General features: G+C 62.8%; 16 protein-coding genes and 1 pseudogene. 16 read left to right on the top strand and 1 reads right to left on the bottom strand.

Features of this window, described 5'->3' with window-relative positions:
* Positions 1-3: 3 nt before the first annotated feature.
* A complete protein-coding gene (locus tag AB4Y40_RS34930; protein WP_368691729.1) occupies positions 4-870 on the bottom strand; it encodes an STAS domain-containing protein in 867 nt (288 codons plus the stop codon).
* Positions 871-1,242: 372 nt separating this feature from the next.
* On the opposite strand from AB4Y40_RS34930, the gene AB4Y40_RS34925 reads away from it, so the two are divergent.
* From AB4Y40_RS34925 to AB4Y40_RS34850, 16 genes and pseudogenes are all read left to right on the top strand, one after another.
* On the top strand, positions 1,243-1,473 hold the full coding sequence (locus tag AB4Y40_RS34925) for a hypothetical protein (RefSeq protein WP_368691728.1): 231 nt from the start codon (positions 1,243-1,245) through the stop codon (positions 1,471-1,473).
* A 143-nt stretch (positions 1,474-1,616) separates the two neighbouring features.
* The gene (locus tag AB4Y40_RS34920; RefSeq protein ID WP_368691727.1) at positions 1,617-2,267 is read left to right on the top strand and encodes a phospholipid-binding protein MlaC; all 651 of its coding nucleotides are present in this window, start codon (positions 1,617-1,619) and stop codon (positions 2,265-2,267) included.
* 171 nt (positions 2,268-2,438) lie between these two features.
* Entirely contained in the window at positions 2,439-4,394 is a 1,956-nt protein-coding gene (locus tag AB4Y40_RS34915) for an AI-2E family transporter (protein ID WP_368691726.1), read from the top strand.
* An 84-nt stretch (positions 4,395-4,478) separates the two neighbouring features.
* The gene (locus AB4Y40_RS34910; protein WP_342922955.1) at positions 4,479-4,730 is read left to right on the top strand and encodes a hypothetical protein; all 252 of its coding nucleotides are present in this window, start codon (positions 4,479-4,481) and stop codon (positions 4,728-4,730) included.
* A 363-nt stretch (positions 4,731-5,093) separates the two neighbouring features.
* Positions 5,094-5,834, top strand: a complete 741-nt coding sequence (locus AB4Y40_RS34905; RefSeq protein ID WP_368691725.1) for a 3-ketoacyl-ACP reductase — start codon at positions 5,094-5,096, stop codon at positions 5,832-5,834.
* A 144-nt stretch (positions 5,835-5,978) separates the two neighbouring features.
* Positions 5,979-6,053: pseudogene (locus AB4Y40_RS34900) on the top strand (AsnC family transcriptional regulator); the annotation flags it as partial.
* Positions 6,054-6,109: 56 nt separating this feature from the next.
* The gene (ligD, locus tag AB4Y40_RS34895; RefSeq protein ID WP_368691724.1) at positions 6,110-8,626 is read left to right on the top strand and encodes a DNA ligase D; all 2,517 of its coding nucleotides are present in this window, start codon (positions 6,110-6,112) and stop codon (positions 8,624-8,626) included.
* 76 nt (positions 8,627-8,702) lie between these two features.
* A complete protein-coding gene (locus AB4Y40_RS34890; RefSeq protein ID WP_368691723.1) occupies positions 8,703-9,629 on the top strand; it encodes a Ku protein in 927 nt (308 codons plus the stop codon).
* Positions 9,626-10,465: a tetratricopeptide repeat protein gene (locus tag AB4Y40_RS34885; RefSeq protein WP_368691722.1), complete on the top strand. Its 840-nt coding sequence runs from the start codon at positions 9,626-9,628 to the stop codon at positions 10,463-10,465. The genes AB4Y40_RS34890 and AB4Y40_RS34885 overlap by 4 nt, the downstream gene beginning before the upstream one ends.
* Positions 10,466-10,801: 336 nt before the next feature.
* Positions 10,802-11,188: a contractile injection system protein, VgrG/Pvc8 family gene (locus AB4Y40_RS34880; protein ID WP_368691721.1), complete on the top strand. Its 387-nt coding sequence runs from the start codon at positions 10,802-10,804 to the stop codon at positions 11,186-11,188.
* A gap of 11 nt (positions 11,189-11,199) precedes the next feature.
* Positions 11,200-13,161: a DUF2345 domain-containing protein gene (locus tag AB4Y40_RS34875; protein ID WP_368691720.1), complete on the top strand. Its 1,962-nt coding sequence runs from the start codon at positions 11,200-11,202 to the stop codon at positions 13,159-13,161.
* 75 nt (positions 13,162-13,236) lie between these two features.
* Positions 13,237-15,555, top strand: coding sequence for a M23 family metallopeptidase (locus tag AB4Y40_RS34870; RefSeq protein WP_368691719.1), 2,319 nt, complete (start codon positions 13,237-13,239; stop codon positions 15,553-15,555).
* Between the two features lie 13 nt (positions 15,556-15,568).
* Positions 15,569-15,973 (top strand): hypothetical protein, encoded by a 405-nt coding sequence (locus AB4Y40_RS34865; protein ID WP_368691718.1) that lies wholly within the window; start codon positions 15,569-15,571, stop codon positions 15,971-15,973.
* Between the two features lie 11 nt (positions 15,974-15,984).
* Complete coding sequence (locus AB4Y40_RS34860) at positions 15,985-16,251, top strand: PAAR domain-containing protein (protein ID WP_368691717.1); 267 nt, start codon at positions 15,985-15,987, stop codon at positions 16,249-16,251.
* Entirely contained in the window at positions 16,251-17,531 is a 1,281-nt protein-coding gene (locus AB4Y40_RS34855; protein WP_368691716.1) for a hypothetical protein, read from the top strand. Before AB4Y40_RS34860 ends, AB4Y40_RS34855 begins: the two co-directional genes overlap by 1 nt.
* The coding region (locus AB4Y40_RS34850; protein ID WP_368691715.1) for an ImcF-related family protein at positions 17,524-19,401 on the top strand (1,878 nt) is incomplete at its 3' end. The genes AB4Y40_RS34855 and AB4Y40_RS34850, both read left to right, overlap by 8 nt.

Here is a 19,401-nt window from a genome sequence, read left to right as displayed (position 1 = left end):
CGCTCAGGCCGTGGCCTTCGGCGAGAGGATGGTCGCGCCGATGCGCTGCAGCGCGATGACGAAGGCGTCGGCGAGCGTGGACTTGGTCGTGACGTTGGTGAGATCGACGCCCAGGTGCACGATGGTCTGCGCGATCTGCGGGCGGATGCCGCTGATGATGCAGTCCGCGCCCATGAGGCGCGCGGCGGCCACGGTCTTGAGCAGATGCTGCGCGACGAGCGTGTCGACGGTGGGCACGCCCGTGATGTCGATGATCGCGAGGCCCGCGCCCGTGTCGACGATCTTCTGCAGCAGGCTCTCCATGACGACCTGGGTGCGCGCGGAATCGAGCGTGCCGATGAGCGGCAGCGCGAGGACGCCTTCCCAAAGCTGCACGACGGGTGTGGAAAGCTCGAGCAGCTCTTCCTGCTGGCGCGCGATGATCGCTTCGCGGCTCTTCTGGAAAATGTCGGTGGTATAGAGGCCGAAGCCGTCGAGCAGCAGGCTCACCTGCCAGCTCAGCTGGGCGAGTTCGGCGGGATCGTGCGCATAGGCCGAGCGCAGGCGCGCGTAGAGCGGCTCCTTGAAGGAGAACACGAAGGTGGCCGTTTCGACCGGCGTGTAGCCCTGACGCGCGCGGTGCGCCGACAATTCCGCGAGGAACGCGCGCACCGGCTCCCACTCCGGGCGGCCCGAGTCGAAGGTTTCGGTGTTCGGCAGCGTGTCGAGAAAGACGTTGAGGAACGCGGAGAACTGCTCGCGAATTTCCCCTTCCATCGCGAGGCCGCGGCGCAGCGCGATCGGCAGATGCAGGCGCAGCCATTCGACGAGCAGCGTGTCGCGATGCTGGCCGAGGATGTCCGCAATGCGAACCTGTTCCGGTGTGTTCATGCGATCTCCTGAGCGATGGGGCGCGCCTCGTCTTCGAGACGAACCGCTGAACCTTACACGATCGAATCGAGTCGATCCCGATTGCATTGCAATTGAACCGATTACGCGGGCAGGCAAGGCGAGCGAACGGGCGGGCGTGCGGCTGCATGCGTTTTTCGTGCCCGCTTGCCCGCGCAACGACTGCTGGGCCTGGCGCGCGCGGGCCCCTCCGCTTTGCCGTGACGCGCGTGTAGTTTTTACAGGGCGGAAGTGGCGTGCGGGTGCGCAAGCGTGGCTGCGGGCGGGTCCGGGCGCAATGCCACGACATGGTATGTGTCTTGCTTCACCGTAACGCCAATCACAATCCGGTCCGCACCGAGGAGCACCGCAGCCATGGAGCCCGAAGCCATTTCTCGCCAGCAATCGCCGTTATCGACGACGTCCGCGCCACTGTCAGGCGCGCCCGCTTCTGGCGAGACCGCGCTGGAGGAGGGCGCCGTGGACAGCGAAGGCGACCCGATGCCGGCGGTGCTATCGCGCCTCTCGTTTTGCGTGGCCTGGCTTTTCGGGCTCGAGGCGTTTCTCGCGGCGTCCGACGCGCGTGCGCGCGGGCCGCGCGCGTGAATGCACGAGCGCACGCGCGGCACAACGATCCGACCTGAGTGCGCCCGACCCGCTAGACTGAGCGCTGGCGTGCGCTCGCGCGATGCGTGCGGCTTGTCGATTTCGCGCCCGCTCGCCGCTCCCGCCATTGCCCAGAGATATCGATGACCAGGTTATTCCGCATGACCGCGCTGCTCGCGTGGTGTCTGTCGTTCCTGCCCGCTACGGCGGCGTTCGCTCAATCGTCCCAGGTGGACCAGTCGGACCCGCAGGCGCTCATCAAGACCGCCACGCAGCAGATCCTCGACGAAGTCCGCACGAAGGCCGTCGCGCCCGACGACATCGCGCGCATCCAGGATATCGTCAACCGCGACATTCTTCCGTACGTCGATTTTCGCCGCACCACGCGCCTCGCCATGGGGCCGCACTGGCGCACCACCACGCCTGAGCAGCAGGCGCAGATCGAGCAGCAGTTCCAGCTGCTGCTGATCCATCTCTACTCGGGCGCCATCGCGCAACTCAAGCCTGACCAGAAGATCGAGTACCCGCCCATGCGCAGCTCGCCTGGCGACACCGACGTCGTCGTGCGCACGCTCGCGCAGACCAGCAGCAATCCGATCGAAATCGATTACCGCCTGTACAAGACGCCGCAGGGCTGGCGCCTTTACGACCTGAACGTGCTCGGCGCGTGGCTGATCCAGACCTATCGCCAGCAGTTCAACGAGAAGATCCAGCAGGGCGGCGTGGACGGGCTCATCCAGTTCCTGACCGCGCGCAACCAGGATCTCGTCACGGGCAAGACGCAGACGCAGTGACGCGCGGATTTTGCGTCCCGCCCTCGCGACCTGCGAAAATCTGGACGGCTGGGCCCCACGCGTGTGGGCGCGGTACCATTTCGAGGCGCGCTTCGTGCGTATAGAGGGGCCGTGCGCTTGCCCGAGCCAGCGCGGCCCCGATGTTTCTTTTTTTTGCCGATCCGATCCGACATGAATTTCCCGCTGCCGCCGCAGGGCCGACGCAACCGGGTGTTTCCGCCGAGCCCGCCCACGCTGCACAGCCTCGCCTCCGTCATTACCGGCGTGGTCGTGGTGTGCGGCCTGTACTTCGGGCGTGCGGTGCTGATTCCCATTACGCTCTCGGTGCTGCTGAGCTTTCTGCTGGCGCCGCTCGTCACCACGCTGCGGCGCTTTCATCTGCCGCAGTTCCTCGCCATTCTCGTAGCGGTGCTGTCCACCGTGCTCGCGCTCGCCGGCGTGGGCGCGCTGATCGCCGCGCAGGTCTACCAGCTTTCCGCCTCCCTGCCGCAGTATCAGGAAGAGATCGAGCAGAAAGTGCAAACGGTGCAGGAAAAAACCGTGGGCCGCGCCGATTCGCTGATGTCGCGGGCCGCCACCGCGCTGCAGCGCGTGACGCCCACGCCGCCGCCCGCGCCGCCGCAGCCGCGCGGGCGCGCGGCGCGCAACCAGCCGCAGCAGCCCATGCCCGTGGAGATCCATAATCCCGCGCCCACGCCGCTTACGCTCGCGCAAAAGGCGCTCGCCCCGGCTATCGCGCCGCTCGAGACGACCTTCATCGTGCTCGTGGTGACGATCTTCATCCTGTTCCAGCGCGAGGATCTGCGCGACCGGCTCATCAGCGTGTTCGGCTCCGACGACCTGCACCGCACCACGACCGCCATCAACGACGCCTCGCAGCGGCTCTCGCGCTACTTCGTCGCGCAAGTCGGCGTGAACGTCACGGTGGGCGGGGTGATCGCGCTGGGGCTGGCGGGCATCGGCGTGCCGGGCGCGCTGCTGTTCGGCGCGGTGGCGGCGCTCATGCGCTTCGTGCCGTACATCGGCATCTGGATCGCGGCGATCATGGCGACGATCGTGGCGGCGGCCACGCAGCCGCAATGGACCATGGGCGTGACGACGCTGATCTTCTTCATCGTCGTGGACGTGGTGGCGGGGCAGTTCGCCGAACCGATGCTCTATGGCAAGCGCTCGGGCCTCTCGCCGCTGGCCGTGGTGGTGGCGGCGATCTTCTGGAGCTGGCTGTGGGGGCCCGTGGGGCTCGTGCTTTCGACACCGCTCACGCTGTGCATCGTCACGCTCGGCCGCTACGTGGACCGGCTGAACTTCCTCACGATCCTGCTCGGCGACCAGCCCGCGCTCACGCCCGCGCAAACCTGCTACCAGCGCCTGCTTGCCGACGATCCCCATGAAGCGCTGCTGCAGGCGGACCGGCTGCTCACGAGCATGCCGCTCATCGACTACTACGAGCAGGTGGCGTTCGAGGGCCTGCGCCTCGCGCGCAACGACGCCATGCGCGGCGTGCTGCCCGGCGAGCAGGTCGCGCGCATCAACCAGGCGCTGCTCGATATCGTCGAGGACCTCGAATCCGTGGACGATTCGCGCCACGCCGCAGCCGCGGACGAGAGCGCAAGGAAGTCCGCCGAGGGCGCGGACGAAGGCGCGAGGGTGATCGAATTCACGCTTTCGCCGGACGCGGGCGAGGTGCTCTGCGTGCCCGGACGCGGCGCGTTCGACGACGTGGCGGTGGCGATCGTCGGCCAGTTGCTCATGCGGCGCAATATTCCCTGCACGGCCACCACCTACGACGAAGTGCGCGCCACGCGCGGGGCCATGATCGACGAGCGCTCGCCGGCCATCTGCGTGGTCTCGCTCGATGCGCCCGAGTCGGCGCCGTACCTGCGCAATCTCGTGCGGCGCCTGCGCGAGCGTGCGCCCGACGCGACCATCGTGGTGGGCATCGGCGCGGCGCTGCGCGACGACGGCGCAGGCATTGCCGACGACCCCGGCACGCTCTTCCCAACCTCGCTGCGCAACCTCGTGGAGGAATGCGGCGCGGCGCTCGTGCCGGCACAGACGCCGCTGTCCGAAAAGAGGGCAGCAACGCCGGATATGCAGGATCAATATAGTGCGGGAGCGAAATTGTGACAGTCATGCCCGTGTCACATTGAGGCTCGAATATATGCGGCCCTGTGCCCCTGGTTGCGGCATGAAAGTTACTGGGAGACAACGTTGCTGAGCCCGAAAGAATTCGCCACGCTGATGCTGGTCCGCCATTCGCCGGACCAGATCGACATGAACCGCCAGGAACTGGACACGCTGCTCGAGCGTCAGCTGGTTGCGCTCGAGCAATGGACGGAAGGCCACCGCCGGCTGTCGCTCACGATTGCCGGCCGCTCGCTGCTCGAAGCAGTGGGGCGGCTGGAATACGTGACCGGTTTGCCCGACGGGTATGGCAACGAGCGCCTCGCCGCCGGCCTTTGATGCTCAGTTGATGCTTGCGCAGTGAGCCTGCGTGCGGCCCGGTCTCAAATGGAGCCGGGCCGTATCTTTATGCAAAACACATTTTCCCCGCAGGCATTTATTGAGGCATGCCAGGTAATTGTGTGCTTTGGCCCACGTCCGAGGGCGTGATCGTCTTGTGTCCCCCAAAGGACGCTGCTACGCTGATCCGGTTCTCCGGCGGTATCGAGCGAAGGCCGGCACGCTGTCTTACGGAAGGATTGCGGCAGGCGTTTTCCTGTACGGGTATTTCCCCATCGCCCGGCTTGGTGGCGCTCGTCAAACTGACTCCATCCTCCAGAGTCTTTCCCAACTCACCTACCCCCTAAAGCAAAAGGAGGATCTATGGCAAAGCGTATTGCCTACGTGACCGGCGGCATGGGCGGCATCGGAACGGCCATCTGCCAGCGTCTGCACAAGGATGGCTACACGGTGGTCGCGGGCTGCGGTCCGAACTCGCAGCGCAAGGCGCGCTGGCTCGACGAGCAGAAGGCGCTTGGCTACGAGTTCGTCGCGTCCGAAGGCAACGTGGCCGACTGGGACTCCACGGCTACCGCGTTCGAGAAGGTGAAGAAGGACGTCGGCGAGATCGATATCCTGGTCAACAACGCCGGCATCACGCGCGACGTCGTCTTCCGCAAGATGACGCACGAAGACTGGATCGCGGTGATCGACACCAATCTCACGAGCCTCTTCAACGTGACCAAGCAGGTGATCGACGGCATGATCGAGCGGGGCTTTGGGCGGGTGATCAATATTTCGTCGGTGAACGGGCAGAAAGGCCAGTTCGGTCAGACGAATTACTCCACGGCCAAGGCCGGCATTCACGGCTTCACCATGGCGCTCGCGCAGGAAGTGGCGACCAAGGGCATAACGGTCAACACCGTTTCGCCCGGCTATATCGGCACGGACATGGTGAAGGCGGTGAAGCCCGAAGTGCTCTCGAAGATCGTCGACAGCATTCCGGTGCGGCGCCTCGGCGAACCGCAGGAAATCGCCTCGATCGTGGCGTGGCTCGCGTCCGACGAAGCGGGCTTTTCGACCGGCGCGGACTTCTCGCTCAATGGCGGTCTGCATATGAGCTGAGCGTTGCCGCGGCTTCTGGCGCGGTGCTTGTGAGCACAACGAAGTGATCTGGCGGGAGCGGCGAGAGCCGGCTCCCGCTTTGTCTTTTGGATGTGGCCGCTTCGCCGGCGCCCGCGCTGAAGCCCACGAGGCTTTCGACATACGCTGGCGAAGCCGTTGCGCGTGGCGCGGGCGACCGTCCAGAACCGCATTGCGCGGCTCGAGGAGAACGGCGTGATTGCCATCGCAAACCTGAATGCGACGCACCAGGCGAGAGTTCTTCCTAGACTATCGTCATGGCCTCAACCCGCGACCGCAATCCGTCATCACCGCCGCTGTCCCGCTACGGGAAAAAGCGGGATTTCCGTGTCACGCCCGAACCGGCGCCACCGGCCGCCAGCCCGCCCGCTGAAAATGGACATCTGGGCTTCGTCGTGCAGAAGCACTGGGCGAGCCGGCTGCACTACGACTTTCGACTCGAACTCGACGGGGTGCTGCTGTCCTGGGCCGTACCCAAAGGCCCGTGTTACGACCCGAAGGAAAAACGGATGGCCATACACGTGGAGGACCATCCTGCCGACTACGCGGGCTTCGAAGGCACGATTCCGGCAAAACAATACGGCGCCGGCGACGTGATCGTCTGGGACCGTGGCAGCTGGGAACCCGTCGGCGATCCGCGGGAGGGAATGACTGCCGGCAAGCTGGTTTTCCGGCTCCACGGCGAAAAGCTTGCCGGACTCTGGGAACTGGTCCGCATATCGAAGCCCGACGACAGGCAAGACCATTGGATGTTGTTCAAGAAGCGCGATGCGTGGGCGCAGCCGCTTGCCGAATACGATGTCATCAAGGCGCTTCCCGATAGCGTCACGGCGAAGCCGCTCGGGCTCATCGAGGACCGTGCGCCGAGGGTCGCGAGGCCTGCGCGCAGCGAGTCGTCGGAAATGGACCTTTCCGCGGCGGTGTCTGCCCCGTTGCCTGCCAGATTCGAGCCCCAACTCGCGACCCTGGCGCCTTCACTTCCTGCAAGTGGCGACTGGATCACCGAAGCCAAGCTCGACGGCTATCGCATGCTGTCCCGTATCGCCAAAGGACGAGTGCGACTCATCACACGAGGCGGTCACGACTGGACCGCGAGTTTTCCCGCGCTTGCTGCCGAGGTCGAAGCGCTTGCGCTCGACAGTGCGTGGCTGGATGGCGAGATCACGGTCCTCAAAAATGGCCTTCCCAGTTTCGCTGCGCTGCAAGATGTCATCGACGGCAACGCGAATCAGGACATCGTCTACTTCCTGTTCGACCTGATGTATCTCGACGGGAAAGACCTCAGGAAGGTGCCCCTGTGGTCGAGGCGCATGCTGCTCGCGCGGCATCTTGCCAATGCCGGTGAGCACATCCGGTTCAGCGAGGACTTCGAGGCGCCCCCTGCCCAACTGTTCGAGGCCGCCTCGGGCCTGGGCCTCGAAGGCCTCATGCTCAAGCGCCGCGACGCGCCCTATGAATCGGGGCGGACCCAGACCTGGCTCAAGGCGAAGTCCCGGCTGCGGCAGGAACTGGTCATCTGCGGCTTCACGGGCCGAGGCGGCAAAGACGGGGAGATTGGCAGCCTGCTGCTGGGTTACTACGCAGACGGCAAGCTTCGCGACGCCGGAAGCGTCGGCACCGGCTGGGACGCCCGGACCGCGCGGGACCTGTGGGCGCGGCTGACGCCGCTCGAAGTCGATGCGGCACCCTTTGAAGTCGACGTCGCGAGGTCGCGCCGGTGGGCCCGGCGCTCGGCCGGCAGCGAGCGGTGGGTTCGCCCCGAACTCGTCGCAGAGGTCGAATTCGCGGACTGGACCGCCGATGGCGTCATCCGCCAGGCTTCCTTCAGAGGTCTGCGTATCGACAAGCCGCCGAGCGGCGTCGTCCGGGAGGGTGGAAAGACGCAGGCGCCGGAGCCGCAACTGAAGCTGAAAATCACGCATCCGGAGCGTGTCGTCGACCCATCGACGGGTGTCACGAAGGCGGACCTCGTGCGCTACTACGCGAGTATCGCCGAGCGGATCCTGCCTCACCTGAAGGCCCGGCCCATTGCGATGGTCCGTGCGCCCGCAGGCATCGCCGAAGACCTGTTCTTTCAGAAGCATGCCGAGAGAACAGGCATGCCCGGATTGACGGCTCACGACCGCAGTCTCTGGCCGAATCATCCGCCCCTCTTGACCGTCGACACGGTCGACGCGCTGCTGTCGACGGCACAGATGAACGCCGTCGAGTTTCACACCTGGAATTCGACCGTTCGACGACTCGACAAGCCCGACAGGGTCATCTTCGACCTGGACCCAGGCGAGGGCGTGAAATGGGGACGCGTTCAGGAAGCGGCGCTGCTGGTTCAAACGTTGTTGTCGGAACTAGGGCTGCAAGCCTGGCTGAAGACGAGCGGCGGGAAGGGCTTGCACGTCGTCGTGCCGCTCGCGCCGCGGCTGGACTACGATGCGGTCAAGTCGTTCTCGCAGGCATTCGTGCGGCATCTGGCGAAGACGATTCCCGAGCGCTTTTCGGCGACCGCCGGGGCTTCGAACCGGGTCGGAAAGGTCTATGTCGACTACCTGCGCAACGGCAAGGCGCAGACCACCGCTGCGGCATTTTCCGCGCGTGCGCGACCCGGAATGGGCGTCTCGATGCCGGTCGCCTGGGCGCAGTTGAACGACCTCAAGAGCGGGGCGCAGTGGACCGTTCAAACGGCCCGCGAGTATCTCAGCTTCCAGCAGCAGGACCCGTGGGCAGATTACTGGTCGGGGGCGCAATCGTTGGCATCGGCGATAAAGCTCCTAAAATGAAACGACCGCCAGTCGGCGGCGGCACGCGCTTTGCGTAAGCGACGAGCCGAACCTGCAAATCCGCGAGGAGAAGTCCATGCCCGCCCGCTCAATCGCTTCCCTGACGCTGTCCTTCGGGCTCGTTTCGATTCCGGTGAAGCTCTATACCGCCACCGAGAGTTCGTCCGACGTCCGGTTTCACATGCTGGCGCCCGACGGTTCGCGCGTGAAGCAGCAATACGTTTCCGAGAAAACGGGCGACGTGGTCGAGCGTTCGAGCATGAACAAGGGCTACGAATTCGAAAAGGACCGCTTCGTGGTCTTCACCACCGACGAGCTAAAGGCGCTGGAAGATGCGGCGAGCCATGTCGTCGAAATCATGGCTTTCATCCCGGAAGAGGCGATCAACCCGGTCTTCTACGACAAGGCCTACTACATTGCGCCCGACAAGCGAGGCGGCAAGCCTTACAGCCTGTTGCAGCAGGCACTCGTGCAGAGCGGCCGCTGCGCGTTGGCGAAATGGGCGTCAAAAGGCCGGACGCGGATCGTGCAGGTGCGCCCCGAAGAAGACGGACTCGTCTTTCAGCAATTGCTGTATGCGGACGAGGTGCGCTCGCTGGCCGACCTGCATGTCGAACGTGTCGACGTATCTGATACCGAGATGAAACTCGCGCTGCAGATTATCGAGCAGGGCGCCGAAGACAATTACGACCCGACTGCGTACGAAGACGAAGAGAAGAAGCGCATCCTCGCGGCCATCGACGAAAAGATCGCAGGCAAGCAGGTCGTCGTTCACGAGGCTCGCGAAGAGCTGGCTGGCGGCGGACAGGTTATCGACCTGATGGACGCCTTGCGCGCGAGTTTGAAGGGTGGCGCGAAAGCGAAAGCCGCTCCGGCGCCGAAGCGCAGCAAGAGCGCGGAGCCCGTTAGCGAACTGCCTGTCGCGCCCAAAACGCGCAAGCCGCCGGCGCGTGCCGCCAAGGCACCCGCTGAAGCGCCTGCCAAGGTCCGGGCACGCAAGTGACGCCACAAGTCGCCGCGCGCGAGATATCGATGCGCGAATTGCAGGCCATGCTGGGCGTTTCCCGGAGGGTGGTGTCGGGCCTCGTTGCCGCAGGATTCGTGAAGCCGTCACGGGGACCGCGAAACGCCTACCGCTTCACGTTCCAGGACGTCGTGCTGCTGCGTACGGCATTGCAGTTGCGCGATGCGCGCATTGCGCCGCGCAAGATCATCATGGCGCTCACACGGCTCAGAGACGAGTTGCCCGATGAATTGCCGCTTACGGGGATACGCGTATCGGCAGTCGGCAACGACGTGGCCGTGCGAACCGGTCCTTCGCAATGGGATGCCGCCACCGGTCAGTTCCTGCTGGATTTCGAAGTGGCGGAAATCAAGGGCGACGTCGTGTTTCTCGACTCCGCGCCGGCGCAGAAGAATCTCGCGCATCAGGCGCACGAGTGGTACGACCTCGGCGAGCAATTGAGAGCGTCGGATGTGAACGGTGCCGAGCGGGCGTACAGGAAGGCCATAGCGCTATCGCCGCAACCTTTTTATCCTGCCTACGTTGATTTGGGTGCGCTGCTGTGTGAACTCGAATCCCGGTGCGAGGATGCGCTGCGTGTATTCGATGAGGCGTTGGCTCACTTCCCCGACGACGCCGTGTTGCACTTCAATCGCGCGATTGCATTCGAGGAGCTGGGCCGCTTCGAAGATGCCGAGCGAAGCTATATGCGCTGCCTCGAACTCGATCCGACGTACGCGGATGCGCACCACAATCTGGCAATGCTGCTCGAAAGACGGGGCGATCCGCAGGGTTTGGTTCGTCATTTGAGCGCGTATCGACGGCTGACTACCTGAGCCGCACATAAGGCCGCGTCGTGAAGTCGTTCACCGAGATCTGTTGAAGACTTGAGTGTGTCACCGGACGACGAGCCTTTTGCAGCGCATGTTATCACCGCCGCCGCCGAGTTACTCGCCCGGTGCCGCAAAGCGTGACCCCAAATACCACATCATTCCATCTCGAAAAATCGTATAAATCTGACTTGTCATTTGTCGACAAAGTACCTTGATAAATCCAGACACTTCAGTTCGATTCGATTGACGTTTTTTTGCCGCAACCCCTAAATGCCGGAGCCGTTGGCTGCGAAAGCAACGATCTCACCTCGTGCCTTTCAACCGGAATGGGATGTGCGAATGACTGCTGTGGCCAAGAACTTTACCGATGCGCTTAGTCATCCGAGCGTACGTCTGGGTCAGCATCTCAGGCTGTGGATCGGCAAGGAGGCACTCGACCTCGATGTGCTCGACTTCAAGGTGTGCGGCGGATTCTGCAAGGACTACGTCGTCGACGTTACGGTCACGTCGCCCCGTCTCGATATCGACGGCAAGGACTACGTCGGGCGGCGCGCGGGCCTGCACGTCGACGAACGCGCCACTGTGCCCTCGGCGAGCTGGACGACGCCCGTCGACCGTGCAGCGGCCACCTTCAACGGGATAGCGACGCGCTGGAAGCGCGTCCGTACGAGTCGCGACGAGGCAGCGTACAAGGTACGCATCGAGCCGCGCTCGGCAAGCGCATGATCCACTCGGATGTGCTCGACGATGTCACGTTCGAGGAGATGGTGCGAAAGAAGCTGGTCGACGGGAAAAACTTCGACGCTTTCGACGTCGAGTTCCAGCTCGAAGGGCCGCAGGAAAAGATGCAGCAGATCGTCATGTACGAGGAGTCCGTCTGGGATTTCATCGCACGTCACGCGAAGCGTAAGGGGATTTTCTGGTTCTACCGGCAGGAGCGCGGCGAGAGCGGCCTGCTCGATATCCTCGTGTTCGCCAACAATCCGCGCGCCTATATCCGCTCGGTCAACCTGCCGCTGCTGGCCAGTTCGGGCCTGCACAGCAATTGGCACGAAGCGGCGCAGGAGGTTCATGAGCAGCGTGCCCTGGTGCCCGCGACGATTGAGCTATGGGAACGCAATTACAGGACGCCGGAGGACCCGCTACGGGCGACGGCGAACGTTTCCGACGACGCGGACGACCGCTCGGTATTCGGGCAGATCAGCCGCAGCGCCGAGTTCCATCTGACGCAGCAGCAGGGCGAGACGCTCGCTCAGGCGCGACGCGACGAGCAAGTCGCGCGTCAGGTGACGCTCGCTGGCGCTAGCGACGCGAAGGGCATTGCACCGGGCGTAGTGATCAAGCTGACCAACGCGAAGATGCCGAGCGCCGAATACGGCTTCGTGGTGACTTCGTTCAAGATGAAGGGTAGTCGCACGAAACCGGCCTATACACGGTTCAAGGCAATGCCGGCGCACCTGACCTATCGCCCTCTCTTCGTTTACGAGCGGGACTGGAGATTTTTGTCCGGTCCTGTAGTTGGCGTTGTCGGAACCCTCGACTCTGCGCCATACGCGTACGTTGACGAGTACGGGCGTTATCCGGTTTTGCCGAAGTTCCTGCAAGGTTCGGCCAATGCCAACAACAAGCTGCTGAACCTGCGTCTGGTGCGTCCTTCGTCGTCCTACCAGGGCGGTTTCCACTCGCCTCTGCTACCGGACACCGAGGTTTTGATCGACGGGGCGCATGGCGATGTAGATCGTTTGCATTTAACCGGAGCCCTTCACGATTTTTCGCACCCTGACGTGGTCCGAAGCACCGATGCGCTCTTTAGCTATGCAATCTGGCGCTCGCCGCTCCTCGGGGCCGAGATCGTTTTCAACGACCTTAAGGGCAAGGAAAGCGCGCGTATCGCGACGGTCTACAGCCAGACTGCGATCAATCAGGGCTACCTGCTCAACAGTAAAAAGCTCCCTCGCGGCGAGGGGTTCGAAATTACCTCGAAGTCGTGGGGCACGATGCGCGCGGTGAAGGGGCTGTTCTTCTCGGCAGACGCGGCGGCAGGACCTGATACGCCGCATCTGGAGATGCCTGCCGCCGTCGCGCAGCTCAAGGCAGCGCTACAGCGCGTAACGGACCTCGCGGCGGCGACGACGCAGGCCGGGGCCGACCCTGCCGACCGGGCGACGCAGGCGGCGCTCCAGGACGGGCTGAACCAGCTTCGCGATGCGGGCCTGCTCGCAAGCGCCCCCGGCGGCATGGCGTTCGTGACACCAAAGTCGGTACAGCACTCGGCGGGCGAGAACCTGATCGCGACAGCCCGGGACATGGACGTCAGCATTGCGAAACGTCTGCGCATGGCGGCGGGCGATCTGATCTCGTTCTGCGCGCACAAGCTCGGTATCAACCTGGTCGCGGCAAAGGGCAAATTGACGGCCTCGGCGCTAACCGACGGCATGGACCTGTTCGCGCAGAAGCAGTTCCGCATCGCGAGCGAGAGCGCGGACGTCCAGGTTGCGGCGAAGTCGAAAATCACGCTCAACAGCGGCGGAGCCTCGCTCGTCATCGAGAACGGCAACATGACCTTCCATTGTCCCGGCGCGTTCACCATCAAGGCAGGCTCGTTCACGTTCGTCGGACCCGACAACGTGCCTGCCAAGTTGCCATCCCTGCTTGGCAGCAACCTGAAGCTCAATGACCGTCCTCCCCATACGAACTGACACGCCATGATCATCAGCCCTCCCTTTCTACCCGAATCGGGCCTTACGTCCACCGACGCTTCGAAGGCGGACCCCATGATGGACGTTGTCGACGAGTTTGAACTCGGGCACGGCATTTATCCAATTGCATCCGACCGGAGTTGGCATTGCGGTATCCATCTCGCGCCCGACACGCACGGCGCGGTGCATGCCATCGCCGACGGCGAGGTCGTCGCGTACCGGGTCTGCCAGCACGCGATGGACTCTGACAACGGCAATGCTGGCTTTGTGCTGCTCAAGCATTCAACCGAAACGGGCGATGGTCGCACGCTGACGTTCTATTCGCTCTATATGCATTTGCTGCCGCTCGCGGAGTATCAGTCATTCGGGCATGACGGGAAACTGCTGCCCGAATTCCTGCGCAAGCCCTCCGGTCCGGACACGCAGGGGAAGGTGACGCCAGCAGCGAAGGGGAGCGGCCAGACAGTCCGGCGCAAGGACGTAATTGGCTATCTCGGGCGTTACCAGGGTGTGACGCAGTTGCACTTTGAGATATTCATGCTACCGCACGATTTCGATGTGTATTTCGGCCATACGCAACTCGGCGTTGCCGCGCCGACGACGCCGACGACGTCGGACTGCTGGGGCCACACCTGGTACTCGATTCCCGCCGGGCAGCAGTTCTTTGCGTTACCGCCCCAAACGGATGAGTACAGCAAGCTGCACGGTATCAAGTTCGAGACCGGCCAGACGGGTACGAACGCATTGCCGCTGATCGTCGAGACGTACTTTAGCAAGGGGGCGAAATACACCAACGTCTGGAGCGTTGCGACGGACGGCTCGCGCACGCTCCTAACGGAGCAGCCAGTATGCGAGGCCGACTACGAATACGATCTTTACAAGCGCGCGACAGCGCTCTACGGCGCCTGTCCGAGCGGCGGGTACGAGATGTTGCGCTTCGGACGAATTCTTTCTACACCGGCCACGCTAACGGATCAACCTGCCAACTCACCACCTCCGGTCGATGGAGCGTTGCCGGGAAACCCACATCCAGTGAATATACCCAGCCAATCTGTGACGTGGGCTCAAATAGCCTTCGACGCAGGGAAGCAAGGGTATATCGATATCAGCAAGGCGGCGATCAAGAAGCTGTCCGATGCGGATTTCTCGTCGTTCATGGGCTGGCAGAAGATTACCGACGGCAATACTCCGTTCGATAGCAACGGCAGGTGTGACCTCGCTGTGCTCAGGAAATTTGTCAAGGATGCGGGGGAAAGTGGGCAGCTTCCGGTGATTGAGGACATTACGGAGCCTCAGCATGAGGTCGCGCTCTCGACCTACCTGAAGAGCAGCGACCCGGTGCGCCAAGTATTGCGCGGATTCATCTGCAATACACCGAGCGAATGGGATAGCACGAACAACAGGACGCGCTACGCCAAACTGCTCGAAGAGGGCGGCTTCTATCACGGTAACCAGAACGGTTACGACGACTTTTTGAAATACCTCAAGGATATCCAGTTCTGGGACGTGACCGGTCTGCCAGCCGGACAGAAGCTCTGGTTCTTCCATCCGCTCGCGTTTATCCGGCATTTCAGGAAATGTAAGTGGATCGGGACGAGCGAACTAAGCCAGATTATGCCTGCCCATGGATGGTTGACCCAAACTGGATCTCTTCGTACGCCAACGTCAGATGTATTAACGGCGTCCCAAGTGATTCAGCGCATTTCTCCGCATCTTTCTAATTTGAATGCGACGATTAGAAAATATTCGCTTGATTCGTCTTCGGAGAGGCTCGCGATATTTCTGGCTCAAACATATATTGAGACGGATCATTGGAAGACTTTTAGGGAATACGGGCGTGGGGCTCCAAATCCGGGTATTCCGATGACGCAGTATTACGCAGCGTTCTATGGACGAGGCATCTTGCAATTGACTTGGGCGGGCGAATACGAGGCGTATGGAGATTTTTCTGCGAGAGCAAGCAATGGTGGCTCATACAGCGAGTCTCGGATTACGCAGGCATCGCTTCATTACTGGGATGATCCGACGAGAAAGGATTCTCACGGGCACATCACTATAGTAGGGGTCCCAAAACGCTGGGCGCCGCGTTACGACCCCGACGTTCTTGCGTCCGATTCATTGGCGGCGTGCGATAGCGGAGGTTTCTTTTGGATATGGAAACATCACGATGGGGTAAGAAGCATCAGTAGGACCGCTGATCTCGGAATTTCACCAGAAACGATTCATCGGGTCAACGTCCTCGTGAATGGTGGAGGATTTGGTTATTTCGAGAGGTTCGCCTTTACATGGTATACGAGAGATATTTTTACCGATTGGATACCTCCGAGTGCTCGGGTTAATGTTGCGACGCCGAAGCATACTACAGTTGTTATTGATTTATCGAGACCGAGCTAAAGGGGTTGATGCCATGAAGATTTATTGCTTTTTTGCGTTTTTATTAATGATGGTGTCTGATAGTGCGTTTTGTAGGGTAATCAACGTTGATGCTTTCCAGGCGTGCATGGATCGCACTCAGCACGACCGGTTGAACTGTCAATCTGGTTGTGGAATGATTCTTCAGCAGTGCTATGACGAGGGTGTTGCAGATGTAAATAAAAGAATTAATGAGGTGGATTCGGTAATAAAATCTAAAAATGGAGCGGCTTGCGCGAGTCTTGCGGAAGGCTATCTGTCTCAGGCATCGCGCGTAGCGGATGACGTTGTTCAAAAAGCGAATAATTTAACAGGTTGGATTGGTAGTGATTTGTCGCTTGCTCTCGCGAGGCAACGCTTAGAGAGTCTCAAATTGATACAGCAATCATGCAAGCCATAAGGGGGTAAAAAGTGAATGCAAAGTCCCCAATCCGCAAAGGCGACAAGCTCGAACACGGCGGCGAAGTGACCGGCGGCTCCGAGTGGTTCAACTTCATGGGCCGCCCGCTTGCCCGCAAGGGCGACGAGGCCATCTGCGATGAGCACGGCCCGACCGTTATCGATGAGGGCTACTCGAAGTTCCCCGACCGCGACGGCAAGTGGGTCGCCTTTCATCATTACCATTGCGCGTGCGGCTGCCGCCTGATTTCGTCGCTCCAGAACGTCAATATCGAGTAATGCCGGTCGATCTGTCTTTGGCCGGACGCCCTAGTACCTATCCTCGCCGCCCCCGGTTCTGGCCGTGGTGGTTCTGCATCTGGCTTGCCTGCAACGTGTGCGGCGTCGCCATTGCAATGCTGCTCTGGCCGAAGGGACAGCCCGCAAGCGGGGGATGGTTCTGGTTTTGCTTCCTTTGCGCTCCTAACGGTGGGTTCGTGATCCTTTTTGCTATCGAGCGCGCTGGATACGAGGGCCTCTGGTACCGGGCGTACTGGCGCAACCATCATCGGGGCCGGTGGCTCGCGGAGCGGCTCCGCACCGCGCAGAAACCCCTCCAGGTGCTCGGCGTCGGCTACTGCCTGCCGCTTGGCGGCCAGACGCTTGCCGGAGCGATTGCCGCCGGGACGCGCCTCGTCGTTTCACAGTTGTCCCGAACCGGCCTGGAACTCGTGTTGCACTGCCGCTTCAAGGAGGCGGACTGGATGGTCGACGAACTTCCTACGGTTAGTCTTGAGGTTGGTGAAGCACGCAGCGTGGAGGAGACCGCGACGAAGCAGATTTCCCTAATGACGCTCAAGATCGCACAGGCACTTGAGCCGTTGGCGGCGACCCTGCGCGCCCTGACGTGCTACGAGCGGCAATGGTGGCCGCAGGTTCGCGTACATAGCGCCCCGGGGAGCGAGCAGCAGGACGTCGCGAGGGTCGTTGACGCACTTCGTATCGGGGGCCTCCCGCCGCTTGCGGTACAGGCAGTAGCGGCTAAGGACGGCCTGATGGTCGCCGATGCGTGGCTCGACGCAAAGGATGCGCGTCCTCTGCTCGTCGTCGCGACCGCATGGCACGAGGCGGGACCGCCCGAAGGCAGCACCGAGGGGTGCGTCGCTGTACTCATGACGGCGGGATACTTCCGGCTGCCGGATACGGTCAAGGTCGCCGCGCTACTGCACAGGCCCGTCACCGGGCTCGCTGGCGAGGTCGAATACGGCTTCGCCAACGCTGCGGTATGGGGCAAGGCTGACTTCGCCTCGATCGTTCGAGCGTGGATAACGCGTCCTGTCGACGGAAGCGACAAGGCGTTACGCGCAGCCAATATGGATTCCATTTCAAAAGACGAGGCGCAACGACGCCCCGACCGCATCGCTGGCGACCTCGGCGACGCTAACGGCTGGCTGTCCATCATAGCGGCGATCGAATCAGGCGCGGCAGACGGCCCGCAGCTCATCATTGACGGCTTACAGTCCGCAGTCCTGCGCGTAACGCCCGCAACAAACGATAACAACCGGAATACCGATGAATGACCCCAGGCTTTCCCTGCGCTCGCTTGAGCTCGCCACCGCGAAGGAGGAATCTGCGCCGTCAAGCCGTCTGGCGATCTGGGGAATACCCGTCGCGGCGCTGGTCGTCGCCCTGCTCGCAATCGGCATCGTATCGCTACGTGGCGACATGGTCGGCGTCTCGCCGGGTGAGTCTCACCTGAAGGCGATCATCGTCATCCTCTCAACCTTCGCGGTCGTTGTCGTCGTTCACCTCGTCCTGTTTGCGACCGGCGCTTACGGCTTCGCGGCGCGACTCCTTCGCTGTGAGACCGGAGACCGTACGAAGGCGGCGAAGCCGCTCAAGTGCGACGCGCGGCTGCAACGCATGGCCGAGGAACTGCGCGTCGCGCATGGCTGGTTCTGGCGTAGCCGTCTGCGCTGGCTGATGCTCGACGGCAGCGACGAGCGGGTCGATCAGGTTGCGCCCGGGCTCAAGCAGGCGGGCGTCATGCACGTCGGCGAAACCGTCCTCGTTCACGCCGCGCCGGACGGTATCGAGAAAGAAAAGTGGCTCGGCCAGATCCGCAAGTTGCGTAGCCGTCGTCCGGTCGATGGTCTGGTTCACGTCGCGCGCGCCGACGAGACCGGTACGGAGCTGCCCCGAGCGCTCTCGATGACCGCGACTGCGCTTCGCTGGGCCGCACCCGTTACGTTCCTTCACCCGGTAGAGACTGAGGGTCGTCCATCCCAACGGTTCGAAGCGGTCGGCGCCTTCATGCCGAACGAGTCGCGCAGGCAGGCGCAGGACGCCGCCGCCAGACTGCCGGAGTTGCTCAACCAGGTCGAGCATTGGTCGGCAGACGCGGGCGTGCGCTTGTATACGCGCGAGAACGCGGTATGGCTGATGGAAGTCTCGAAATATGTCGGCGACCATGCCGCGCGGATTGCTGCGAGCCTGGGCGCGCTCGCCGCCTCGAACTGGCTGCGCGCGCCGCTCGCGGGTGTCATGTTCGCGCCGGTCTTTCCGGGGCCGACCGTCGTCCCGGTGCCCGTCGCGGACGGAAACGCAAACGCTACGCCGGGTCAGCCTGCCGATGTGTCGCAGACGGTAGCGGTTACGCGCGAGCAGCCCGCCGCGCTGCTCCCGGTCTGGAAAGAGATCGCTGGTGGGTCGCCCCGTTATCGGGGCAGGCGCGCCGGCTTTTACTGGCCCGACGCCCTCGCGCTGGTTTTCCTCATTGGGGTCGTCATGTGGACGGTCGCGCTGGTCGTCTCGGGCCTCGGTAACCACGCCCTTGTCAAGGAGGCCGAAACGACCGCTACGGTTGCCCTGGAGGCCACGCCAGGTTCACCGCAGGCGATGCGCGCGCAACTCGCCCTGCAGCAGCAGATCAAGACGCTCGAATACCGCCGGGACCATGGCGCACCGTGGTATCTGCGCGCAGGTCTCTCGCACAACGATGAACTGCTCGACGCGCTCTGGCGGCCCTATCAGGCCGTGGCTATGCGCAACCTGCGCCAGCCAGTCGCGCGGGCGCTCGAAGGGCAACTCGCCCGGTTCTCGCAGGTTCGCGCGGATGAACAGCAGAGTCACGATGCGCAGCAGCAGGCCTACAATCGCCTGAAGGCGTACCTGATGCTCGCTACCCCGGCGCGCACTGACGCAACCTTTCTCAGGCAACAACTGCTCGACGTCTGGCCTGCACCCACCGGCATGCGTGCGGGCGAATGGCTCGACGTTTCGCAGCAACTCGCGGGCTTCTGGTCCGATCATCTGACGGCGCGTCCCGACTGGCGGATCAATCCGTCTCAACCGCTAGTCACACAGATGCGCTCGACGCTCGTCAACCAGATCGGCCTCGCGGCGAGCGACGACGTGCTCTATCAGCGCGTCATCGACACGGCGCGCGGC

Origin of the sequence: Paraburkholderia sp. EG287B, assembly GCF_040965595.1 — a bacterium.
Classification (GTDB): domain Bacteria; phylum Pseudomonadota; class Gammaproteobacteria; order Burkholderiales; family Burkholderiaceae; genus Paraburkholderia.
Note: the sequence above shows the minus strand (reverse complement) of the source record. Positions and strands in the feature narration are given on the sequence as shown.